The organism is Ottowia sp. VDI28 (assembly GCF_049532675.1).
Taxonomy (GTDB): domain Bacteria; phylum Pseudomonadota; class Gammaproteobacteria; order Burkholderiales; family Burkholderiaceae_C; genus Ottowia.
Window position 1 is genome coordinate 3,825,717 of record NZ_CP149820.1, and the last position, 23,034, is coordinate 3,848,750.

Sequence of the window (23,034 nt, forward strand, 5' to 3'; positions counted from 1 at the left end):
AGGTCTCCTGTTTTTGATCAGTTATGGGCGGCGGGCTCAGCCGGGAATCGCCACATCGAGCAAGGGTGCATATTGCTGGGCGCCAAAAATATCGCCGTCTCCCGCGCTGCCGCTGGGCCTCTCGCGATACATGGTGAACTTGATCGCCAAGCCCGGCTCGTACGCCACGAAATCGCTGATGCGCGAGGGCTCGATGCGGTAAAGCGCGGCCATGGTTTCCCGAGTAATGGCACCGGATCGCGTCACCCGCTCGTAAGATTCCCGTTCACGGAAGATGATGTCGAACGTGATCTTGTTGACGCCCGCGTTCTTGCTGCGGATGGTCTTGGCCAAGTCACTGAGGCGCGCTGCCTGGGGTACTTTGTTGCTCATCTTGCTTACCTCGTTCAAACACCGGCTTCGGTCAAAGTGGGGGAAAAGAGCTCCATCGGGTCCTTGACTTCGATGGTGTGGTTCAGCGTCCAGCGGTAGGCCGGGCTGGCGTGCAAAACTTCGTCCAGCGGGAAAGCCACAGAGCCGGCCGTCCCTTTCACATCAGGCAGACGGGCGTAGAACATCTGGCGCAAGCCGATCATCGCGACCTCCTCGGCCATTTCCCGTGTGGGTGCCACGCCCTGCACCATCACGCACAGTTCATGCCCCGGGAGGTCGCGCAGCGGCTCCAAGGCGCCCATCACACCATCGCGACCGTAAACGTTGTAGTGCAGTTCATACCCCTCGTTGCCGAAACGCGCCTTGACCTGATCGCGCGCCCAGCCGATGACAGCATCCACGTTCGCCACGGTATAGGGATCGCGAATGCCGCAAATGCCGACATACCGCTCGCCCACCTTGCCAGCGCCTTCGAGCTTGACCTTCACCTGCGCATCGGGCAGAAAGCGCGAGCCGGTGATCCGTGTGGTGCGCTCACTGATCTGTTCGTAGCTGCAGTGTGTCATGTCGAGCTTTCCCCCAGCGAAGAATTCTTCGTACGGATTGGAACGCTCGTACATCGCGTGGCCCGACACTGAAGCGATCGTGCAGCGCTGCTCCGGGTGCATGGCAGTCACGCGTACATCGTCCTGAGAAATCTCTCCCATCACGGTTTCCTTGCCGCCATAGGGTTCGGCACAGAACGAGGCACATTCCAGCACTTTGCCCAGATAGTAGGCACGGTCGGCGGGGAAGCCATGATGCAACGCAGGTGCCGCAAACACAGCCGCATCGGAGCTGCGGCCACCGATGATGACGTCGGCGCCCTGCTCCAGCAGATGCACGTAGGGATGAACCCCTGCCATCGCCACGATGCGATCCGTGGCCTCCAGCTCGCTGGCCGTGAGATCCTTGAACCCATCCAGGCCACGAACGGCAGCGCCGTTCTCCATGCGGGCGCGCAGATCGTTCTTGCTGACTTCGGAATAGAAATAGCCCAGGCGAAACTTCGGCAAGCGGTGCTTGAGCGCCAGTTCCTTGATGATCGACACGTAAAGGTCGACCCTGCTGTTGCTGCCGGTGTCACCAGCCGACCCGATGATCATCGGCACGCCCAGCTTCCGCGAGGCCAGCAGCATGCGCTCCAGATCATGGCGCTGCCAGGCCTCCGGGCTGGTCGACGTATCCGAGCCGAGCGGGACCGGCCCTACGTCGTCGCTGCCGGAATCCGCGGCGATGTAGTCAGGCCCTGCCGCCACGCCAAGCTCGAAGCTCTGCGTTCTGAGCGGTGCGAAGCCGAGGTGCCCATTGGGGCAAATGATCTTGAGGGAATCCATGCTGCCTTTCTCGCTTTGTGTTTCGAACGCGAGAATTAGTGCAGGATGTGTGCCAATCCACGGGTTTTTAAAAAACCCTTATGAATCAACTAATTGGATTTTTTTCACTGGTTCAGGAATCGAGATTTGCGTGCAAATTCACGCTCATGCGCAAATCTCACGCAGACGATTCGCCGGGCAATTTCAGTTCCAGCTTCAGCATCTGATGCCGCAGCGCATGGCGTGTCAGCTCCAGCCGAACGGCAGCCTCTCCGATATTGTTTCCTGTCGCGGCAAGTGCTTCGCGGATCAGTTGCTTCTGGTATTCGGCCGTGGCCGCGTGATAGCTTTTACCGCTTCCAACTGATGGCGCGCTGCGCCGGGTTGCTTGGCGAGCCTCGCGGATGATGCGGTCTGGCAGATGCTCCATCCGGACCCGGTGGCCATCTTCGAGCAAGCATATGCGCTCGATCAGATTTTCAAGTTCACGCACGTTGCCCGGCCACACGTATTGGCGGAAAACCTCCTCGACCTCGGGATCGATCTCGGTCATGCGGCTGCCGTGCATGCGGTTGCATGACTGCAGGTGGGCATGCGCCAACATGAAGATGTCTTCGCCCCGTTCCCGGAGCGGCGGCAGGTTGATCGCGACCACCTGCAGACGATAGTAAAGATCGTCGCGGAACGCCCCTGCTTTCACCTCTCCCAACAGGATCTTGTTGGTGGCTGCAATGAAGCGCACATCGACATCGGTGGAACGCACCGCGCCAACGCGCCTGAAGCGGCGTGTGTCAAGCAAGGTCAGGAGCTTGGCCTGCATCACGGTGTCGAGCTCGCGCACCTCATCGAGAAACACAGTGCCGCCATCCGCCGCTTCGATCAGGCCTTGTTTGTGACCCACCGCCCCTGTGAACGCGCCCTTCTCGTGGCCGAACAGCTCCGATTCGAGCAATAGCCCTGGAATCGCCGCGCAGTTGATATCGACGAACGGCGCCGCAGCCCGGTTGGAGGCCTCATGCAGCAGGCGGGCGACAAGCCCCTTCCCAGTTCCGGTTTCGCCATAGATCAAAACCGTCCGGGCCCTGCTTTTGCCCACACGATCGATCAATTGGCGCAGGCGAACAATGGACGGATGTTCGCCGATGAGGGAGCGAGGCAGCGTGGTGGAGACTTCTGAGCGTTTCACGCCGAGAGGATACAAGCTCCTCTTCAGCTCAAGGCAAGAAACGCCGCCAGCGCCCGTGCACTTTTTCTGGCGCCGGGACGGAAGACATAACAAATCGGCAGTTCGATCTCCATATCGAGCGATAGCGCCACCACGCTGGAAGGCAACTGGCTGACAATGCCTTCGCCAAAAAGGCCAATGTGCTCGCTTTGCGCGATAGCCTCCAGCAGCAGCGGCGTATCGTCGGCCTCGTAGGCGATGCGGACGGGAATGGCATGTTCCTCCAGCACAGGCAGAATCTTCGACCTGAAGATCGTCCACCGTGATTCGTTGCCGATGGCAAGACCCCACTGCATCAATTCGCTGACCTTGGCAGTGTGGCGCTGGGCCAGTGGATGCGTATGGGAACACAGGGCAACCACCCTCTGCGTTTCAACGGGTACCGCTTCCAGATGAAGCTTGGCCAGCCTTTCCGCATCCTGCAGGGCAAAAGCGCCATGAATGGTTCCCCCCGCGATGTCCTCATAGGCTGCTTCGGATGACAACAGTTGCAGGTTCAGCGAAACATGCGGGTGACGCAAACCAAACTGGAACAGCTTCTGGGACATGCACCCATATGAAGCCTGCGCAGAGTAGCCCAGCAGAAGCTCCTCTCTGTTACCGGCGGCCAACTGCCGGCATTCCCGAAAGGAACGCTCCATCTCGTGCAACCACTGCTGTACGCGGTGATGCAGCACCTGCCCGGCGGGCGTCAAGCTCGTGGAGCGGGTGGTGCGTTCGAACAGCTTGAAGCCCACTTCATCTTCCAGTTGGCTGATGCCGCGGCTGAGCGCAGGCTGTGCCATGCCCGCCTCTTCGGCAGCTTGGTGGAAGTTCAGCGTCCGGCCCAACTGTTCGAACATCTGCAATCGGCGTATGGAGGGAAAGTTTTTCATTGATGACTTTAATGTTATCAATCCAACTCAATCCGGTATTGGACTTTGCTCATTGCTCCGTCTTAACATGACTAATGGAACAGATCATGGCAATGCAATGAAAGTATCAGTATCTCAGTTCAAGAGTACCGCGGACATCTCCGTCAACCTGAAAACCTCCATTGAACACATCAAGCAGGCGGCAGCTGAAGGCTCCAGGGTGATAGGGTTTCCCGAAGCCAGCATGGTCGCATTCGAATCAAGCAGAGATGAATTGCGCGCTTATGCGGAGAGTTCATCCACATGGTTCCTGGAAGGCATTGCCGAAGCAGCAGTGGCCCACTGCATCGATGTTTTCACGGGTGTCTATGAACCCTCGGGAGAGGAGCGCTCCAGCAACGTCTTCGTTCACGTGAACTCGAAAGGCGAGATCGCTGGGCGTTACGAGAAAGTGCATCTGTACGACGCATTCAGTTTCCAGGAGTCAGCGAAGAACAGACATGCCCCGCAGAAGCCCGACCATGGCGAGGTCTATGTCGCCCAGGTTGACGGCATCAAGTTCGGCATCCTCAATTGCTACGACCTAAGATTTCCCGAGATCGCTCGGATCGCGGTAGACAAGGGCGCGGACGTGCTGGTCTACGGCGCAGGCTGGATTGCAGGAAGCCTCAAGGAGCTGCACTGGGAAACGCTTTTGCGGGCCCGCGCCATCGAAAACACCTGCTTTGTTCTTGCTCCGTGCCAACCACCGCCGGAGTCCGTGGGCATGAGCATGATTCTCGACCCCAGCGGACTGCTCCTGGCAGGGGTGGCGGAAAAGCAAGGGGTTTGCAGTGCCAGCATTGATCTCGACCGGCTACGCGAAGTACGCGAGGTGCTGCCTTGTCTTCAGCATCGGCGCTACCGGATCGCCTCTGCCTGATCCTCCCACATTTCCGCATTCAAAAACTGGAGACATCATGTCAACACAATCCGACAAGCGCGTCCTGTATTCCGCGGCGCTTGGGCAATTTGTCGAGTGGTATGACTTCGTGGTCTATGCCTATTCGGCCACGGTCATCGCAAAGCTGTTTTTTCCGACGACCGACCCAGGTACCGCCTTGCTCTCCGCATTTGCGGTGTATGGCGTTGGCTTCATCATGCGGCCGCTCGGCGGGTTCATCTTCGGGAGCCTAGGCGACCGGTTCGGGCGAAGAACCGTGCTAGCGGGCATCATTCTGGGCATGGGGGCTTCCACGGTACTCATAGGCCTGTTGCCCACGTATGCCCAGATCGGGATCTGGGCGCCGGTTCTTCTTGTGATCCTGCGCTTGATTCAGGGCTTGTCCGCAGCTGGGGAAACCATCGGCTCCAACTCGTTCGTTGCCGAACATGCACCTCCTAATCGGCGAGGCCTGCACGTGGCCTTCACCTATGCGTTCGCCAATCTGCCCCCCGTAGCGGCGGCGTTGCTGATTCTGCTGCTGACCACCCTGATGGGCAATGAGGCTTACGAAAGTTGTGGTTGGCGGATCCCCTTCATTCTGGGAGGGCCGCTCGCGTTGGTCGGCCTGTACATCAGGACCAAGGTCGATGAGTCTCCAGCGTTCCAGAAGGCGCAGGCGGCCAACCAGATCTCCCAAAGCCCCATCAAGGATGCCATACGCGATCAGCGCAAGCAGATGGCATTCAGCTTCGCCTTGGCGGCGTTTTCAAGCCTGGCGTTCTATACGCTTTCCGGATACTTCGTCTCGTATCTGACGGCTTCTGTCGGCATGAGCCGATCCGACGCACTGACGGCCAATAGCGTGGCCATGGTGATCGCGTTCCTGGCCATGGTCACGAGCGGATACCTCTCCGACCTCGTTGGACGCAAGCCCATGCTGCTCATAGGCCTGCTGTTCAATGCTTGCATCAGCATTCCAGCCTATATGCTGGCCGCACAGGCTACGCTAGTCTCCGCCATTCTGGGCCAATCGCTGCTGGCAATCGGCATGGGTTTGTTTGCCGGGCCGCTGGGTGCCGCGCTGCTCGAACTGTTTCCCACGAAAACGCGATTCAGCGCTTCCGCCATCAGCTACAACCTGGCTTACACGATCTTCGGCGGCACGGCGCCATTTCTGGGTGCGTGGCTGGTGCTGAAGACAGGCTCTCTGTTGGCGCCCGCCGGGTATATGGCCGCCGTATCCGTTCTCGTGCTGCTGGTGACCCTGGCGCTGCCCGAAACCTTCAAACGGTCGTTGCTGGACTCGGAGCACGCCTAAACTATCCGGCACCATGATCGGTGTCGGACCATTTTCCATTCAAGTTGTCATCGTTGCCTTGGCCGCACTGGCGGCCTGGCTGCTTGCTCGCGTTACCGCCAAACGATTTGTTCCTGACAAACCCTACAAGGCCGCAGGCAGCCTGATTCTGGATGCGCTTTTCTGGGGATTGCTGAGTGCCCGCCTGGGCTATATCGCTCAATGGTGGAGAGAATATTCGGCCGCCCCCATGTCCATGCTTGCGATCGGCGACGGCGGGTTCTCTTGGTGGGTTGGAATCCTGGCGGGGGTTGCTTACCTCTGGTGGCGCACCCGTGGGCGTCGGGCGCTTCGACGTTCTCTGTTCGCGGGTACGCTGGCCGGCTTGGCTGTCTGGTTCGCCGCAGGAGTTGCACTGGAACAGATGCAGCGCTCCGCACCCGGGCTACCCCAGCTCCAGTTGACAACGCTTGATGGCCAGCCCATCAATCTGGCGGCCTACAAGGGGCGGCCCGTGGTGCTCAATCTGTGGGCGAGTTGGTGCCCGCCCTGCCGCCGCGAGATGCCGGTGTTCGAGCAAGCGCAAAAAACTTTCCCGGACATGGTGTTCGTGATGGTCAACCAGGGAGAAACGGCACAGCAGGCCGGTAATTTCCTGCGGCGGCAAGGGCTGGCCCTTACCGATGTTTTGCTCGATTCATCATCTCAAGCCATGAAGGCCATGGGATCGCGCGGCCTGCCGACCACCTTGTTTTTTGACGCTCAGGGACGCTTGGTCGACTCACACGTGGGCGAATTGACGATGGCTGGTCTCAAGGGCATCGTATCGCGCCGCTTCTCGAATATCGAGCGTTGAAGAAGAGCGCCCTACTTTCGTCTCAAGCCTGGGGCAAGTGCGACCTCGCCCACTGGGCGATCTGATTGGGATTGGTCATGGCGCCCGACTGCCGCGCCACTTCCCGCCCGCCGACAAAGAGCGCCAGCGTGGGGATGCTGCGGATGTTGAAGCGCGCACCAAGCGCCTGCGCGGCTTCGGTATTGACCTTGGCGACGCGAATGTGCGGCTCCAACTGCGCGGCCGCTTGCTCATAGGCCGGCGCCATCATGCGGCAGGGGCCGCACCAGGGCGCCCAGAAATCGACCAGCAGCGGGATCTGGCTGCGCGTGAGGTGTTTGTCGAAAGCGGCCGCATCGTCAAGCGCGGCCGGTTGGCCGGCAAAGAGCGGCTGATGGCATTTGCCGCAATCGGGATGGCTGGCCAACTGGTCTGCCTGCACCCGGTTGGTGGTATGGCAATGCGGGCAAACAATATGCAAGGGCTCGCTCATGGCTGCTGGGCTCCTGGTGAACTCAGGTATCAGACGGGTGAGGCGTCAGTGGGCGCTTCCGGCGCGTTGTGCTGGCGCGCGCGTTCAATGGCCTCCCGGGCCGCTACTTCAGCGGTGGTGGCCGCCTCCAGGGGTGAACGGCACAGGCCGGCTTCGGCGTAGTGCAGGTTCTCGTAGATTTCAGTCGCGGCAGGGCTTTGCGCCAGCAACGAGCCCCAATCGACCTCGGTATCGGCCAAGGCTTGCGCCAGGCGCTCGACCACGGTGCGGTATTGGTGCGCATCTACCGGCACGCGGCTTGCATCCAGCCGCTCCAGCAACTGGGCCAGAACGGCTGTCGTTTGGGTGGGGGTTTGCAATGTTTTCATGCTGCGCAGTTGGGGGCCGGCCGCATGAATGCAAGGGGTGTCAGCTTGGGTAGCCCTGAGGATTCCGCGATTGCCACTGCCAGGTGTCCGCGCACATATCGTGCAGGCTGCGCGCGGCCTCCCACTGTAGAAGCTCCTTGGCCTTGGAGACGTCCGCAAAATAGGCCGGTACGTCTCCGGGGCGCCGCGCCGCGATCTGATAGGGAATGGCCTGGCCGCTGGCCGCCTCGAAGGCCTTGACGACGTCCAACACGGAATAGCCTTGGCCGGTGCCCAGGTTCAGCGTCAGCAATTCACCCTCCTCCCGCCGTGCCAGGTACTGCAAGGTGGCGGCGTGCCCCTCGGCAAGGTCCATGACGTGGAGGTAGTCGCGCACGCCGGTGCCGTCGTGGGTGGGGTAATCGTTGCCGAATATCGAGAGCATGGGGCGCGCGCCTGAAGCCACCTGGCTGATGAACGGCATGAGATTGTTGGGGATACCGCTGGGGTTCTCGCCGATGCGGCCACTGGGATGGGCCCCCACCGGATTGAAATAGCGCAACCGGGCGATCTTCCACTCCGGGTTGGCCGCTTGCAGATCCGCCAGGCAACGCTCCACCATCCATTTGCTGGTGGCGTAAGGGCTATGGGTTTGGCCGCAGGGGGATGACTCTTTCAAAGGAAGGTCTTCAGGCGCGGGATCGCCATAGACGGTGGCGGAAGATGAAAACACCAAGGTATTCACCCCGGCCCGCTGCATGGCCTGCAGCAGGGTCAGAGTGCCCGCCACATTGTTGTCGTAATACAGCATGGGCTTGGCCACGGATTCGCCCACTGCTTTCAGGCCCGCGAAATGTATTACCGCATCCACTCGCGGTCCTGAAAATACATTTTCAAGCGCGGAGACATCCCGAATATCCGCCTCAATAATGCGTAAACTGCGCCCGGCCAATTCCTGAACCCGCCGCAACGATTCTGGAAAACTATTGCAAAAATTGTCAATAACCGTGACGTTACATCCATTTTCCAATAAACACAAACAAGTGTGTGAACCGATATAGCCAGCGCCGCCGGTAATAAGTGCATGCATTTGTAAATCTTCACTTCTGCTCACGCTTTGGCCCTGTATAAGGTTACAAAGCTGGCACGAAAAAGCTAGTTAATGTATCCAACAAAAAAATGAACCCTCACGCGAATCGCTCGATATCTCCCCTGGAATTACTGCACTCGCTCGTGACCAACAGGGTGTTGCTTGCGGGATTGATCAAGCGCGAGATCGTTGGCCGCTACCGCGGCTCGGTGATGGGTCTGCTGTGGTCGTTCTTCAACCCCGTGTTGATGCTGGCGGTGTATACCTTCGTGTTCAGTGTGGTGTTCAAGGCCCGCTGGGCAAGCTCATCGGAGTCAAAAACGGAATTCGCCATGGTCCTGTTTTCAGGACTGATGGCGTTCAACCTGTTTGCCGAGAACATCAACCGCAGCCCTTCCTTGATTCTTGGTAATGCGAATTATGTCAAGAAAGTAATCTTTCCTCTGGAAATTTTGCCCGTCGTTGTCCTTGGCTCGGCGGGCTTTCATTTTCTTGTCAGCCTGCTCGTGTGGCTGATTTTTCATCTGATTTTTCTGGGTGTGCCATCAGCCACTGTTTTCCTTTTACCTCTGACCCTGATGCCTTTGGCACTGCTTTCACTGGGGCTTGGCTGGTTTCTGGCTTCGCTGGGCGTGTTTTTACGCGATATCGGGCAGATCGTCGTGGTCTTGACCATGGTGCTGATGTACCTCACACCGATCTTCTATCCGATTTCCGCTCTGCCGGACGAATATCAAGGCTGGATGAATCTGAATCCGCTGACGGAAAGCATCGAGCAGATCCGCAACGTGATGATGTGGGGTGCCGGTCTCGATTGGCTTGCGTGGATGAAACAGATGGCGCTGGGACTCGTGGTGGCCTGGCTGGGATTTGCCTGGTTCCAGAAGACGCGTAAGGGGTTTGCCGATGTCGTCTGAGCTGGCCATCAAGATCGAGAATCTGAGCAAGTGCTATCACATCTACGACACGCCGCGCGACAGGCTCAAGCAGATGATCATCCCGAAGCTGAGCAAGCTGGCGCTGCAGCCGCCGGGGCAATATTTCAGCGAGTTCTGGGCACTCAAGGACATCTCCGTCGAGATCACGAAGGGAGAAGCCGTGGGCGTGGTCGGCAGGAACGGCAGCGGCAAATCCACCCTGCTTCAACTGATCTGCGGAACGCTTTCGCCCACGCAAGGCCTGGTGGAAACGCATGGGCGCATCGCCGCCCTGCTGGAGCTGGGTTCCGGCTTCAATCCTGAGTTCACAGGGCGCGAGAACGTCTATCTGAACGGAGCCATTCTGGGGATCGGCAAGGAGCGGCTGGATGAGAAGTTCGCCGACATCGTGAAGTTCGCCGATATCGGAGAGCACCTCGACCAGCCCGTGAAAACCTATTCCAGCGGGATGTTCGTGCGGCTGGCCTTTGCGGTGCAGGTTCACCTGGAGCCGGAAATCCTGATCGTGGACGAGGCGCTTTCGGTCGGCGATCAGTTCTTTCAAGCCAAATGTTATGCCGCCATCCGCTCGATGATGGACAACGGCACGACGGTGCTCTTCGTCTCGCATTCCGCAGCAACCGTCAAGGCGCTCTGCCCTCGCGCGATCCTGCTCAGCCATGGCGAGCTGATCATGGATGGCTTGGCCAGCAAGGTGTTGGACCGCTATTTTGTATTGGGATCGCTGGAGGCGAATTCCGCGAGTGCATCGAATTCCACGAGTACCGCTGTAGAACAACCGGCGCCATCAGCGGGGATAGTTCCGGAATCCACGATTGAAACGCTATCTGCGTCCATGGTTCCAACGGTTGAATCAGCAGTATCCCGCGCGGCACGGCTGGTTTCCAGCATGCAACCACCATTTGAACGCCGCGTCTCGCATCGGGTGGGAACAGGGCAAGCCAAATTTACCGAGTGCCGAGTGCTAGCTGGGGGCGACGAAGCCATCGTGGTGGAAACCGGTGCAACGCTATGCATCCAGGCGGCTCTCGATGCGGCAGAAGACTGCCCTTATGAGGGTGAAGTGGGATTAGTGGTATCCACCATCGAGGGAGTCGAGCTGTTTGCCATTAACTCGTTCTTCCAAAACATTTTTGTGCCACCGATGAAGGCGGGAGAAAAGCGTCTTTTGGAATTCGAATTCGTTTGCCCCTTATCCAGCGGGGCCAGATACAGGATTGATTTGGGTTATCGAATGCCAGTACAAGGAGAGTATGTTGATAAAGCATTTTCTTCGGCAGGCTTCAGTGTTGTCAACCAGGGCGAACGAATAGTCCCTCTACTATTTGATGTTCCAGGAAAAATCAGCATCAGCTGAGTTAAAAAAATGACAACATATCTTCCCGAACTGAACATTTCGGATCTTGTTCACGCTGTCTCTGCCCAAGATTGGTCGACCATAGAAGAGAAGATTGGTATCCAGCAGTATGAGCGCTTAGGGCTTGATCGAGCCTTGGCCATTGCGGCAGATATTTACGCTCAACATGGCTCCTTGCATGGATTGAAGATCCTGGATGTTGGGAGTAACAATGGATTGATCTCCAAGGTGCTTTCAGCGCTTGGATGCCATGTAGTAGGAATTGACAATGGAGACGTGGATGGACAAGGGTTGTATTCAAACCTACAAAGCCAGATAAATTCTTCTGGATTTGATTTTTACCAACAAGATCTCGCCAATTTTATTCATCTGGACAAACGTTCCTGGGATTGCATACTCTTATTGAGCGTGACCCATCACTGGGAAACTGGCTATGCGATGTCAGGGCGCAGAAGATACTCAGACGATGACATCCGGAGATTGATGACTGAATTATTCCGGCGCACTCAGCGCTCCATATATTATGAATGCCCATCCGATGAACCTGGTTTCAAGCCAGGATTTGGCATTGATTTCCTGATGCGTTATTGCGAAAAAATACCAAAAATGAGAAATATCGGGCGCACAGTAGGGCCCAATGGATATCCGAGGGACTTTTTTGCGCTGGATATGGGGTAATTGATGCCACTAAATAATATCGCCGATAAAAAAAGAGCAAAGCAGAGTACACCATTGGGCGAGACATTGAAATCTCCTATTGCTCGGACACATGTTTGCTTGCCAACCTCAATAAGCATGCGCGCGTGGTGCGCACAGGCCAGACAGAAGCTACGGCCCTAACGGTTATTCTCGAAAACGATCATCTGCTGGTTCCACTCGCAGGCTCACCTCGTCCAGACACGCATATTCTTGGTGTACAGCAGACACATACGGCGGCGAGAGACAACTGGGAAAAACTGATCGGAACCAGACGGCCGGCACTCATGCCGGTTTACCGAGTATGCAACTGCATGGCGGAAATTCAGATTCTCGATGGCCAGGAATTCGAGGATGCCGCCACGACACCTGCCTGGAAAAAAGTACGCGGCATGATCGGCCAATCTGGCTACGACCCAAAAGGAGAGCCTGTCCCTTTTGATCAATGGCGTATCTGGATGAGCGAGCTTGCTCTGGGGTTGGATGAGCTGGAAAAACTGGGGCTTGCTCATGGGGATCCTTATCCATTCAATGCCATTCGTACCGCGTCGAATGCCGCTTGGGTAGATTTCGGCCATCTTACTGACGACCCTGTTCAGCGCTTCAAGGATGCCTGGGCATTTGTACTGTTCACCGTCCTCCACACTCAGCGGTTGAGCACTTCGTACAGCCCGGGGCTTTTGAAGAATCTCGCCTCGGCGTTGGCGAAGGCGAACTTGCCAGGCAGATTTGACCGGATTCGGCAAGTACTATCTGAACGCTATCAGGACGTTGAGCTCGTCAAGGATGTTCGCGTTCCCAGCTTGATATTTGCGGAAGCTGTTGCAGAGCAATCGCAGAATGTCTTTGGCGATCCAGATTTATCTAAATTATTGCTGAAAGCCTCAATTCAGTATTTCTCTGATTTTCTGCACCACATCCAACGCGGGAATCAATATTTCACAGCCTTTCACGTTGAGCAACAGCGCCACCGTTTCATGGAACAGGAGACGCTGAGACTGACGGTACCCAAAGCCGAACACACGAGCAAGGTTGATTCAATAAATCTCATCGTTACCGAGCGGGATGCACAACTTGCCATCTGCAATCAACAGATAACTGAGCTTGACGTGCAATTGAAAAATCTTAATAAGTTGCTGGCGGCTCGCGATGAAGAATTGAGTTATTTGAGGGGCGCCATGTCCGAACGTGAAGAGCAAATCTCTTTGCTGAACGTGACACTATCTGCACTCGAGAAGCAGGTACACAGCTTGGGCAGTGGCATTGCCAGCCAGCAAGAGCAACTCACCAAACTCAGTCAGATCAAGGCGGCTGAAAACCAGCAACAGACCGCACTGGAGAGAATGCTTTCAGAGAGAGATATCGAGATTGCAGAATTGCAACAGAATCTCGCGCACAAGGAAGGTTTGATCGTTCATCTGAATCAAACCGAAGGCGCTGTAGGTGATCAGGTTGTCAATCTAAATCAAATCATTGTTCAGAGAGAAGAACATATCTCTGAATTGAATCGGATCGTCGAGGAACACGGCGCCCATGTGCGTCACCTTACAGAGACGGCAAACACCCACTATGAGCACCTTTCACAGATACTGGCCAGCCGCTCATGGAAAATCACTCGCCCCATGCGCGCCGCAGCGCGTTTCATCAAATGGGGTGGTTTGACGGACAGCGATCGCGGCAAGCTTTATAACCATGCGAAGCGTGCTTATCATCGAATTCCAGTCTCCTATCAAACCAAACTGGTCTTCAGGAAGTATTTTCTGAAGATAACCGGTTGGACCCCGGCAACGCCTGCCATGCCAAATAGGGGGTATATGCCCGCCCCTTTGGCCTTCGCCCAGAACCCCCAAGTTGGCACACCGCGTACGTTGGCGCCCTTGGCGGCCAACCTCAGTGCGCTGATTCAACCAAGGATCACAAGCCAACGCATTCCCTATTTTGGCGTACGGCGGCCTGAAGGCACCCGCCGCGTTGCCATTCTGACCAATCAACTCCTGGACTGGCATGACGGACGCCCGAGGTTCGGCGGCGGCGAGCGCTATGCGCTGGAGTTGGCGCGGTTGCTCAAGGAGTTGTCGTTCGATGTCACCTTCTATCAACCCAGCTTCAAAGCGCCGGGCGAAGGCGAATACTATGGTTTCAAGGTCATCTTGTTACGCACCGCCGATTCAATCGGCGAGTTTCACCATGGCCTTTGCAGCGAATTCACCGCGCTGACCCAAGACTTCGATCACGTTTACTACCATCTACCCGAGTACGCCTCCGGCAAGGTGCGCGAAGACGGGCTGATGACTTGCCACGGCATCTGGTTCGATCACAACAACTATCCTCAATCGATCTTTCGAACCCCTGAATGGTTCGAGCAGCTTCACTCCGCATTCTCGAGTCCCCGTTGCGTGGTCAGCGTGGACACAAACTCGATCGGCGTCATCCGCAGTCTTTGGCCAGAACTGGCTTCGACCATGCGGTTCATTCCCAACTTCTACGATGCTGCCTCATATTTTCCGCAGCCTGAATCGCGAGATCGGGAACGCCTCACAATCCTGTTCCCGCGCCGCAGCCAGATCAACCGGGGCTCACGGATCTTTGGCGAAATCGTTTCGCTTATTCCCCACGATGTAGAGATCATCTGGCTGGGCGAAGGTGATCCTGTGGACACGCAGATCGTCCAAGACGTTTGCCGGAACGATAAGCGGGCTAGTTTCGCGGTGGCCGATTTCGACCAAATGCCGCAGTGGTACCAGAAGGCGGATATTGCCGTCATTCCAACTATCGCCTGTGAAGGCACCAGCCTGTCATGCATCGAGGCCCTTGCGGTCGGCTGCGCAGTGGTGTCGACCAACGTTGGGGGATTGCCCGATCTCATCTACGACGGCATGAACGGCCTGCTCGTGGATCCGGACGCACGCAGCATTGCGGCGGCGATCAATCGCTTGATCGTCGATCGCGAACTGCGGGAACGCCTTCAGAAAAGCGCCCACGAAACCGCACACCATTTCGAGCTCAAGCGTTGGCGAGAGCGCTGGGCAGACGTGCTGCACGACTACGGTTGGGTAACGGATCGCGCTATCAATACCTGGAAGAGACAGCAAGGCGGTAACGCACTGCCTCTCGAAGCTCCCCCATCGGACAAGTGGTTGATTCTCACGCGGAATGCCATTCACGGAGGTGTGGAAAGCTTGATACGGGAAGAGGCCAAAGGGCTGAACGCACCGGTGGTTGTCTGTGGTGGACATGATCGCAAGGACACCTGCCCGTTCGAGTACACGCGCGCGGATGACCAGAAAGCGCTGAGGCGAGTCGTCGCGGAGTACGACGTGATCCTCTACCACTGGCTACCGGACTGGTGTCTTGATGTGCTACGTGACTCTGGAAAGCGTTGCATTGAGTTCGTGCACCGGACCGATACGGCAGAAAGCGACAAAACCGTGCCCACCGCGCTAGTAACGCACTCGGCATTTCTTGCGCGCTACGTTCACGAGGCCTGCAACCGTTCCTGCCGCGTCGTTGACCACCCGATCGCGATCGACCGATTCAAACCACAACCTCGGCAAGGCCGGTTCGTGGGGGCTATTACCAGCTACTACGACACCAAAGGCATCGACATCTTCCTGAATGCCTGGGCTCAGTTGAAAAGCCGTTTCCCTGAGCACGGAGTGCGTTTCTATGGCGCCGGGGACGATTTACCCAAATTTCGCAAGCTTGCCAGCGAATTGGAGCTTGATGTCGATTTCAGGGAGGCGACCAGCGAACCTTGGGAGGCAATGAAAGACTTCGCATGCTTCGTAGTGCCATCTCGCATTGAAGGTCTGCCCGTAGCCATTCTTGAAGCCTTGGCGATGAACATCCCTGTGGTGGCGAGCGACCTGCCAGGCATGGTGGAGTTCAATCAACTTTCCGAGGCTCGAGGCTATTCTGGCTTTGTACACCTGGCCAGAAAAGAAGACCCACAGGATTTCGCCGCCGTGATGTCACAGGTCCTGGCCAGCGGCACGCTGAAGGACTCAAGTGCCTACATCAACGATTACTACAGCCCCGAAAAGCACTGCGCCGATCTGGTGAGTATCTATCGGGAACTTTGTCATTAGGCCACCCACATCAAGCAAACCGTCATTAGGAGCAGGCTTGAAAATACTCTGCACAATGGGCACTCGCCCCGAAGCCATCAAGATGGCCCCTGTCATCCTGGCTCTGAAGAAGGAGCCCTGGGCCGAGGTCCGTGTGCTGGCTACAGCCCAGCACCGGGATCTGCTCGATCAGGTGAATCAATTCTTCGGCATCGAGCCCGATATCGATCTGGACATCATGCGCCCCAATCAGGCGCTCACGACCCTCACGGCCCGGCTGCTGCTCGAGTTGGATACCGTGCTGGAAAAAGAGTCCCCCGATGTGGTGCTTGTACAAGGGGACACCACGACGGTGATGAGCGTGACGCTGGCATGCTTCTACCGCGGCATTCCGGTAGGCCACGTGGAAGCCGGTCTGCGCACCTGGGACATGCAGAACCCCTTTCCTGAGGAAGCCAATCGGGTGATCACCGGCGAGCTTGCCCGCTGGCACTTCGCGCCTACCGAGGGCTCGAGGCAGAACCTGCTCAAGGAAGGCGTGCCAGATGCAGGCATCGTCGTGACCGGCAATACAGTCATCGACGCCCTGTTGATGAGCGCCTCGAAAGACCTGCAACTGGGCATCGAAATCGACCCGGACAAGCGCCTGGTGCTGGTGACCTCGCACCGCCGCGAGAACTTCGGTGAGCCGTTTCGCCGCATCTGCCTGGCATTGCAGACGCTGGCCCAGCAGAACCCGGATGTGCAGTTCCTCTATCCAGTGCATCCGAATCCCAATGTGAAGGAGGTCGCCCATGAGTTCCTGGCGATGCTGCCCAACTTCACGCTTTGTGAGCCGCTGGACTATGCGCCGTTCATCGCCGCCATGAAGCGCGCCCACATCATCCTGACCGACTCGGGAGGAGTGCAAGAGGAAGCGCCCGCCCTGGGCAAGCCCGTGCTGGTGCTGCGCGACGAAACCGAACGCCCCGAAGCCGTGGAACAGGGCGTCGTGAAGCTGGTCGGCCCCAACTACAAGACGATCGTGCAGGAAGCGCAGCGCCTGCTCGATGATGAAGACGCCTATCGCGCCATGGCACGAGGCATTTCTCCGTATGGGGATGGTCAGGCCGCACGCAGGATCGTCGAGACGTTGCGCCAGGATTTTGCCTGATGGGACTGGTCTATCTTTCGCCGCTGCCTTGGGATAGCTTTGCCCAAAGGCCGCATAAATTCGTCCGCTGGTTTCATGAGCGTATTGGCGAGCCCGTGCAGTGGGTGGAACCGTATCCCACGCGGCTGCCCCGCCTGGGAGATCTGCGGCGGCTGGTGGACCGGCCTGTTCAGCAAAATCAACCCTTGCCTGCGGAGACGCCCTCCTGGTTGACGGTTCTCAAGCCCGATGCACTGCCGATAGAGCCTCTGCCGGGGTCCGCGCTGCTGAACCGGCCCCTCTGGCAGGACGTCCTGAAGTCTGTCGAGGAGTTTCTGGCCCAATCCAACGGCTACATCGTCGTGGGCAAACCTTCGGTGCTTGCGCTGGAGTTGCTCAAACGCCATCCGGAATACCCTTCGCTGTATGACGCGATGGATGATTTTCCTGCGTTCTATGAAGGCCTGTCGCGCGCTGCATTTGCACGGCGCGAACAGCAGATCGTGCGTGATGTGGATGCGGTCTGGGCCTCCAGTACCGAGCTCAAGCACAGTTGGTCGCGCCATCATCCGAATGTGCACTTGGTGCTCAATGGCCTGGATGAGACGATGGTGCGCGAGAGGCTCGCGCCGCCGCGGCAACCACGCCTGCCTGCAGCCCGCAGGAAAATCTTCGGCTACGTAGGCACCATTGCCTCATGGTTCGACTGGGATTGGGTGCGCGCCCTGGCCGAAGCGCGGCCTCAGGATGAGATCCGATTGATTGGCCCCGTCTTCGAGGCGCCTGCGGGCGCACTGCCTGACAACGTGGAAATGTTTCCTGCCTGCGACCATCCCGCCGCATTGCGGGCGATGGCGGAGTTTGACGTGGGCTTGATTCCGTTCAAGAAGAACAAGCTCACAAGCTCGGTCGATCCCATCAAATATTACGAGTATCGTGCGCTGGCGCTGCCTATTCTTTCCAGCGATTTTGGTGAGATGCGGCACCGCGCCAATGCGCCAGGAGTGTTTATCAACCAGTCTTATGAAGACATTGCTTCCCTGGCCGAAGAGGCCTTGAACACCCGTCAAGGCCTGCAGGACGCAAGCGTGTTCGCCGCGGAGAACACCTGGGAGCAGCGCTTTGATTCGGCCAACCTGGCCACTTACACGCTCAAGAGCAACTTACGCCGTGTTCCCGTGGCAGATGACTTTCTCGTTCTTGGTGCTGAACGCGCGGGTGCGGTCTAGGAAAAACTCATAGCGCCTTGCCCAAGCGGCCAATGCCTTCACGAATGCGGTCTTCGTCGGCCGTGGCGAACGACAGGCGGAGCGTGCTGTTGTCTGGATTGGCGCAGAAGAACGGTGCACCGGGCACAAAGGCGACTCCCTGCTCAATCGCCTGGCGAGCAAACTGAGCACCATCTTTGGTCTTGCCGCCAGCGCCCGTAAGCCGGGCCCAAACGAACAAGCCACCCTGTGGGGTCACGAAATCGATGGCGTCGCCCAAGTCGCTGCGCAAGGCATCGCACATGGCTTGCGCACGCTTGCCATACACCTGGCGGACGCGAGCCAGCGTGGCGGGCATGTGGCCCCCTGCAAGGTATTGCGCGGCTGTGGCCTGTGCGAACGTGCTGGTGTGCGCATCGCTGAACTGCTTGCACATCACGGCCTTGGCCAGGAGTTCGGCCGGAGCCACCATCCAGCCCACGCGCAGGCCAGGGCTCAGCACCTTGCTGAGAGAGCCGCAATGCACCAGCCAGTCACGGCTGCCCGGTACCTCGTGGCTGAGCGCCAGCAGGCTGGGTGGCGGTGCGGCATCGAAATAAAGATCGCCGTAGGGATCGTCCTCGATGATCAGGGTCTGGTACTTGACGGCCAGTTCCAGAACGCGCTTGCGTCGCTCCAGGCTCAGCATGGCGCCGCTCGGGTTGCCGAAGGTCGGGATCAGGTAGACAAACCGGGGTTTGTGCTGCTTGATGAGTTCTTCCAGTTCGTCCACCTTCACGCCATCGGCGTCGATGGGGGCGCTCACAAGATCACCCCCATAGAGGCGGAAACATTGAATCGTGGCTAGGAAGGTCGGCCCCTCCACGATGACCTTGCTGCCGGGATCGATCAGCGTCTTGCCGAGCAGATCCAGGGCCTGCTGGCTGCCCGTGGTAACAATGAGTTGATCGGGGGCGATGTTCTTCACGCCTTTTTGCGCCATGAAAGCCGCCAGTTGCGCACGCAGCGGGTCGTACCCTTCCGTGGCACCGTATTGCAGCGCGCCGCCGGCCTCCTCCGCCAATGCCTTGTTCACGGCCTGGGTGATGCCCGGCACATCGAACATTGCGCTGTCAGGGAAACCGCCCGCGAAACTGATGATGCCCGGCTTGCCCAGCAGCTTGAAAAGCTCGCGAATGGCAGAGGTTTCGACGTTGTCGAGGCGCTTGGCTAGGGGCAGTGCTGAATCAGGCATGATGGCAATGAGATTTTTTGTTCGCGGTGCCCCTATTGTCTCCAATTAGGGATGCGTTTTCAGGTCCAATTCCAGCCACGATGAATTCAAGCCAGATCGACCGCTTTTTTGCCGCCTTGCAAGCCGCCAACCCCCAGCCCCAGAGCGAGCTGGAATTCACCAGCGCGTTCGAGCTACTGACGGCCGTGCTGCTGTCGGCGCAGGCCACGGATGTCAGCGTGAACAAGGCCACGCGGCTGCTTTTCCCGGTGGCGAACACGCCGCAGGCCATTCTGGCGCTGGGCCAGGACGGGTTGGAAAGCTATATCAAGACCATCGGCCTTTACCGCAGCAAGGCCAAGCATCTGCTGGAAACTTGCCGCATGCTGATCGAACGCCATGGCGGTGAAGTACCTCGTACGCGCGCAGAACTGGAAGCCCTGCCAGGAGTCGGCCGCAAGACAGCCAACGTGGTGCTGAATGTGGCCTTCGGCGAACCGACCATGGCGGTGGACACGCATATTTTCCGCATCGGCAACCGAACGGGCCTTGCACCTGGCAAGACGCCGCTGGAGGTGGAGCTGAAGCTGCTTGACCGGGTACCGGCCAAGTACATGGATCACGCGCACCATTGGTTGATTCTGCTGGGGCGCTACGTTTGCCTGGCGCGCAAGCCGCAGTGCTGGCGCTGTGTGGCGGCCGCGGAGTGTGATTTCACGCCCAAGACGCCGGCACCCTGAAAACGCGCTTGCCGCTTCAGGGTGAGCCATTTTTCTCCAGGTTCTCCACCCATGCGGCCTCACGCTTGAGCATTCCGACTATTTCTGGAACACGCTCCATGGGCATGCGTTCACGGAAAGTCGAGATACTGAAAGTGGCTATGCCAGTGCCTTCAAGGCCTCGCACCGGAACGGCGACGGTGCGTACATCAGTGTCCGTGTGATCCCGCAGCACATAACCCTGACTTGCATGCACCGTCAGAAGCGCCATCGCCTCCTTTGTCGTCCATGACTCGAACTGCGCGATTGCCCGCGCATTGGCCTCCAGCACGCTTCTGGCCTCCTCTGGTACGAAGGTGGAAAGAATGGCCATGCCGCTGGCTCCCACGCCCAGTGGTCTACGCACCCCCACATCAAGCACGAAAGCTTTGGCCGGATGCGCTCCGGCCCGCCGCTCCACGCAGATCAAATCCATGCCGCTGCGCTTGGACATGAACGCAGTGTCTTCGCTATAGCCGGCCAACCGCGCGACGCACGAGCGATAGAGGTCCAGCGAGTCATAGCGCATCGCTGCTGTCAGGCCCATGTCGGCCAGCACTTGGCCCAATTGATAACGGCGGCTCTGGGGATGCTGTGACACCAGCCCCTCCGCCACAAGACTCATGACGATGCGGTGCACGGTGGGTTGGGCAAGGCCCGCCGCTCGGGTCAGCTCCGCCAGCCGTGCGCCCTCGCGATGGTGGTGAGCGATCAGGCGCAGCAGCAGCATTGCACGCTCAAGGCTTTGCGTTCCAGTCATAAAACTCCATATTATGGACTACCAATAGGGGTTTTTCTTAGTGTTTTCCCCAGTGAATTTGCTGAACAATTCCACAACCCCTGCAAGAGTTCTTATTCAATATCAATCAATCAACAGTCCATATTATGGATAAATTGGAAGCTTAATGCAATCACTTCAAAACTCCGTTGAAACCCTTTCGCCCGGCGCTCGCTTCCGTCAAGCCTTACGCGAAGAACGGCCGCTGCAGATCGTAGGCACCCTCAATCCATATACGGCCATGATGGCCAAAACGTTGGGTTTCAAAGCGCTCTACCTGGCTGGTGCCGGCGTAGCCAACTATTCGCACGGCCTTCCCGACCTGGGCATCACTCACCTCGGTGACGTGCTGGAAGACCTGCGGCGCATTACGGATTCGGTAGACCTGCCGGTGCTGGTGGATGTCGACACGGGCTTCGGCGGAGCCTTTACCATTGCGCGCATGATGAAAGGGTTGATTCGCGATGGCGCGGCAGCTCTTCACATGGAAGACCAGGTTCAGCTCAAGCGTTGCGGCCACCGCCCCGGAAAGGACATCGTCAGCCGAGACGAAATGCTCGACCGCCTCAAAGCGGCAGTCGACGCGCGCACTGACCCGAACTTCGTCATCGTCGCCCGCACCGACGCATTGGCCATCGAGGGGCTGAACAGTACCCTTGACAGGGCCTCCGCCTATATGGAGGCAGGTGCAGACATGATCTTTGCGGAAGCATGTACCACGCTGGAAGAGTATCGAGCCTTCGCCGAGCGGCTAGGCCGAACTGATGCGGTACTGGCCAACATCACGGAGTTCTCGAAAACCCCCAATTTCACCACCCAGGAACTGGCGGACGCCGGAGTGGGAGCGGCACTCTACCCCCTGTCTGCCGCACGAGCGATGAATGCGGCCGCGCTCAAGGTCTACAACGCCATCCGCCACGAAGGCACGCAGAAAAACGTGCTGGACATCATGCAAAAGCGTGACGAGCTCTACCAGTTTCTGGACTATCACGCGTATGAGCAGAAGATCGATCAACTCTTCTCGCGCACGGCTCATCAGAATTAAGCACGCGATCTCAGGAGACAAGCTGTGACATGCGACCGCTCGCGGCACTCGCGCCGCCACCTGTTGATAGCCGCGCTAGGCGGCACCCTATTGACCGAAGCGCCCAGCGTCCTGGCGCAAGACAACTACCCGAACCGGCCGATCCGGCTGATCGTACCCTTCGCCCCCGGTGGCGGCACCGACGTCGTGGCGCGCGTCCTGGCGCAAGAGATGGCTGGTGTACTCGGCACCAGCATCATCATTGACAACAAGGCGGGCGCCAACGGCATTGTGGGGACCTTGCAAGGCCTGCGCGCCGCGCCCGATGGCTATACGCTGATCTTCACGATCGAAGCCACCATGGCCATGAACCCCTCGCTCTTCAAGGCGGCAACCTACACGCCAACAGATTTCGAGGCGGTATCCCTGGTGTCGCGCCAACCTTACGTGCTGGTGGTACACCCCTCGTTGGAAGCGCGCACTCTCCATCACTTCGTGGAGCATGCGCGGCAAAACCCTGGCCGGCTCAACTATGCCACAGGAGCGGCAGCTGCTTTTCTCGCAGGGGAGTTGTTCAAGAGTACGGTGGGCATCGATATTTCGAACGTCCCCTACAAGGGCTCAGGAGAAGCCATCGCCGATGTACTGTCCGGCCGCGTTCCGGTCATGGTGTCCAGCCCGGTATCGGTATTGCCGCACCTCAAGGCAGGCAAGCTCCGCGCCCTGGCGGTCACAAGCGCCGACCGCTATCCGCCACTCCCGCAAGTACCCACGGTGGCCGAGCAAGGGTTCAACAACTTCGATGTCACTGGCTGGTACGGTGTCGCCGCTCCACGCGGCACGCCGGCGGAGATCGTGAACAAGCTCAACACTGTGATCAACAAGGCATTGCAGTCGAAAAGCTTGCTCACGCGCTTCGAAGGCACAGGGGTCGAACCCGCCGGCAGCCGCAGCGGACTTGAGTTCGCCGCCTTCATGCGCAGCGAAACCGATCGCTGGTCTGGTGTGATTCGCCAGACCAATCTCCAGAGAGAGTGAGTGCATGAGCACGGGGATTCAGATCCCCGCCG

The 23,034-nt window shown here is 58.2% G+C and carries 21 protein-coding genes; 12 read left to right on the forward strand and 9 right to left on the reverse strand.

Features of this window, described 5'->3' with window-relative positions:
• Positions 1–36 precede the first annotated feature (36 nt).
• The 4 genes from WJU18_RS18150 to WJU18_RS18165 all read right to left on the reverse strand — a co-directional run bounded on the left by WJU18_RS18150 (position 37) and on the right by WJU18_RS18165 (position 3,827).
• Positions 37–372 (reverse strand): DUF4387 domain-containing protein, encoded by a 336-nt coding sequence (locus WJU18_RS18150; RefSeq protein WP_423454506.1) that lies wholly within the window; start codon positions 370–372, stop codon positions 37–39.
• A 14-nt stretch (positions 373–386) separates the two neighbouring features.
• Positions 387–1,748: an acyclic terpene utilization AtuA family protein gene (locus WJU18_RS18155; RefSeq protein WP_423454508.1), complete on the reverse strand. Its 1,362-nt coding sequence runs from the start codon at positions 1,746–1,748 to the stop codon at positions 387–389.
• 157 nt (positions 1,749–1,905) lie between these two features.
• The gene (locus tag WJU18_RS18160; protein WP_423454509.1) at positions 1,906–2,913 is read right to left on the reverse strand and encodes a sigma-54 interaction domain-containing protein; all 1,008 of its coding nucleotides are present in this window, start codon (positions 2,911–2,913) and stop codon (positions 1,906–1,908) included.
• A 23-nt stretch (positions 2,914–2,936) separates the two neighbouring features.
• Entirely contained in the window at positions 2,937–3,827 is an 891-nt protein-coding gene (locus WJU18_RS18165; protein ID WP_423454511.1) for a LysR substrate-binding domain-containing protein, read from the reverse strand.
• A 97-nt stretch (positions 3,828–3,924) separates the two neighbouring features.
• On the opposite strand from WJU18_RS18165, the gene WJU18_RS18170 reads away from it, so the two are divergent.
• The 3 genes from WJU18_RS18170 to WJU18_RS18180 are packed head-to-tail and all read left to right on the forward strand — an operon-like array spanning position 3,925 to position 6,884.
• Positions 3,925–4,728, forward strand: a complete 804-nt coding sequence (locus WJU18_RS18170) for a nitrilase-related carbon-nitrogen hydrolase (RefSeq protein ID WP_423454513.1) — start codon at positions 3,925–3,927, stop codon at positions 4,726–4,728.
• Between the two features lie 37 nt (positions 4,729–4,765).
• Positions 4,766–6,049: an MFS transporter gene (locus WJU18_RS18175; protein WP_423454515.1), complete on the forward strand. Its 1,284-nt coding sequence runs from the start codon at positions 4,766–4,768 to the stop codon at positions 6,047–6,049.
• A 13-nt stretch (positions 6,050–6,062) separates the two neighbouring features.
• The gene (locus WJU18_RS18180) at positions 6,063–6,884 is read left to right on the forward strand and encodes a prolipoprotein diacylglyceryl transferase family protein (protein ID WP_423454517.1); all 822 of its coding nucleotides are present in this window, start codon (positions 6,063–6,065) and stop codon (positions 6,882–6,884) included.
• Positions 6,885–6,906: 22 nt separating this feature from the next.
• On the opposite strand, the gene trxC is transcribed toward WJU18_RS18180, so the two are convergent.
• From trxC to galE, 3 genes are read right to left on the reverse strand one after another with little or no spacing between them, the layout of a single operon-like run.
• Positions 6,907–7,356, reverse strand: a complete 450-nt coding sequence (gene trxC, locus WJU18_RS18185; protein ID WP_423454519.1) for a thioredoxin TrxC — start codon at positions 7,354–7,356, stop codon at positions 6,907–6,909.
• A 29-nt stretch (positions 7,357–7,385) separates the two neighbouring features.
• A complete protein-coding gene (locus WJU18_RS18190) occupies positions 7,386–7,724 on the reverse strand; it encodes a hypothetical protein (RefSeq protein WP_423454521.1) in 339 nt (112 codons plus the stop codon).
• 40 nt (positions 7,725–7,764) lie between these two features.
• Positions 7,765–8,793 carry a UDP-glucose 4-epimerase GalE gene (gene galE, locus WJU18_RS18195; RefSeq protein ID WP_423454523.1) on the reverse strand — a complete coding sequence of 343 codons (1,029 nt, stop codon included), beginning with the start codon at positions 8,791–8,793 and terminating at the stop codon, positions 7,765–7,767.
• Positions 8,794–8,936: 143 nt separating this feature from the next.
• On the opposite strand from galE, the gene WJU18_RS18200 reads away from it, so the two are divergent.
• The 6 genes from WJU18_RS18200 to WJU18_RS18225 all read left to right on the forward strand — a co-directional run bounded on the left by WJU18_RS18200 (position 8,937) and on the right by WJU18_RS18225 (position 18,212).
• Positions 8,937–9,710 (forward strand): ABC transporter permease, encoded by a 774-nt coding sequence (locus tag WJU18_RS18200; RefSeq protein ID WP_423454525.1) that lies wholly within the window; start codon positions 8,937–8,939, stop codon positions 9,708–9,710.
• Entirely contained in the window at positions 9,700–11,088 is a 1,389-nt protein-coding gene (locus tag WJU18_RS18205) for an ABC transporter ATP-binding protein (RefSeq protein WP_423454527.1), read from the forward strand. Before WJU18_RS18200 ends, WJU18_RS18205 begins: the two co-directional genes overlap by 11 nt.
• A gap of 9 nt (positions 11,089–11,097) precedes the next feature.
• Positions 11,098–11,766, forward strand: a complete 669-nt coding sequence (locus tag WJU18_RS18210; protein WP_423454529.1) for a class I SAM-dependent methyltransferase — start codon at positions 11,098–11,100, stop codon at positions 11,764–11,766.
• Positions 11,767–11,861: 95 nt separating this feature from the next.
• On the forward strand, positions 11,862–15,872 hold the full coding sequence (locus tag WJU18_RS18215) for a glycosyltransferase (RefSeq protein WP_423454531.1): 4,011 nt from the start codon (positions 11,862–11,864) through the stop codon (positions 15,870–15,872).
• Positions 15,873–15,909: 37 nt separating this feature from the next.
• The gene (wecB, locus tag WJU18_RS18220) at positions 15,910–17,004 is read left to right on the forward strand and encodes a non-hydrolyzing UDP-N-acetylglucosamine 2-epimerase (protein ID WP_423454533.1); all 1,095 of its coding nucleotides are present in this window, start codon (positions 15,910–15,912) and stop codon (positions 17,002–17,004) included.
• Positions 17,004–18,212, forward strand: a complete 1,209-nt coding sequence (locus tag WJU18_RS18225) for a glycosyl transferase (RefSeq protein WP_423454534.1) — start codon at positions 17,004–17,006, stop codon at positions 18,210–18,212. Before wecB ends, WJU18_RS18225 begins: the two co-directional genes overlap by 1 nt.
• A 7-nt stretch (positions 18,213–18,219) precedes the next feature.
• On the opposite strand, the gene WJU18_RS18230 is transcribed toward WJU18_RS18225, so the two are convergent.
• Positions 18,220–19,410, reverse strand: coding sequence for a PLP-dependent aminotransferase family protein (locus tag WJU18_RS18230; protein ID WP_423461034.1), 1,191 nt, complete (start codon positions 19,408–19,410; stop codon positions 18,220–18,222).
• A 95-nt stretch (positions 19,411–19,505) separates the two neighbouring features.
• Between WJU18_RS18230 and nth the strand changes: the two genes are divergently transcribed.
• Complete coding sequence (gene nth, locus WJU18_RS18235) at positions 19,506–20,144, forward strand: endonuclease III (protein WP_423454536.1); 639 nt, start codon at positions 19,506–19,508, stop codon at positions 20,142–20,144.
• A gap of 16 nt (positions 20,145–20,160) precedes the next feature.
• Here the strand turns inward: nth and WJU18_RS18240 are convergent, their stop codons facing one another.
• On the reverse strand, positions 20,161–20,922 hold the full coding sequence (locus tag WJU18_RS18240; protein ID WP_423454538.1) for an IclR family transcriptional regulator: 762 nt from the start codon (positions 20,920–20,922) through the stop codon (positions 20,161–20,163).
• A 145-nt stretch (positions 20,923–21,067) separates the two neighbouring features.
• On the opposite strand from WJU18_RS18240, the gene prpB reads away from it, so the two are divergent.
• Together prpB and WJU18_RS18250 are read left to right on the forward strand one after the other, a co-directional pair.
• Entirely contained in the window at positions 21,068–21,985 is a 918-nt protein-coding gene (prpB, locus tag WJU18_RS18245) for a methylisocitrate lyase (RefSeq protein ID WP_423454540.1), read from the forward strand.
• Between the two features lie 24 nt (positions 21,986–22,009).
• Positions 22,010–23,002, forward strand: coding sequence for a Bug family tripartite tricarboxylate transporter substrate binding protein (locus tag WJU18_RS18250; protein WP_423454542.1), 993 nt, complete (start codon positions 22,010–22,012; stop codon positions 23,000–23,002).
• Positions 23,003–23,034: the final 32 nt, after the last annotated feature.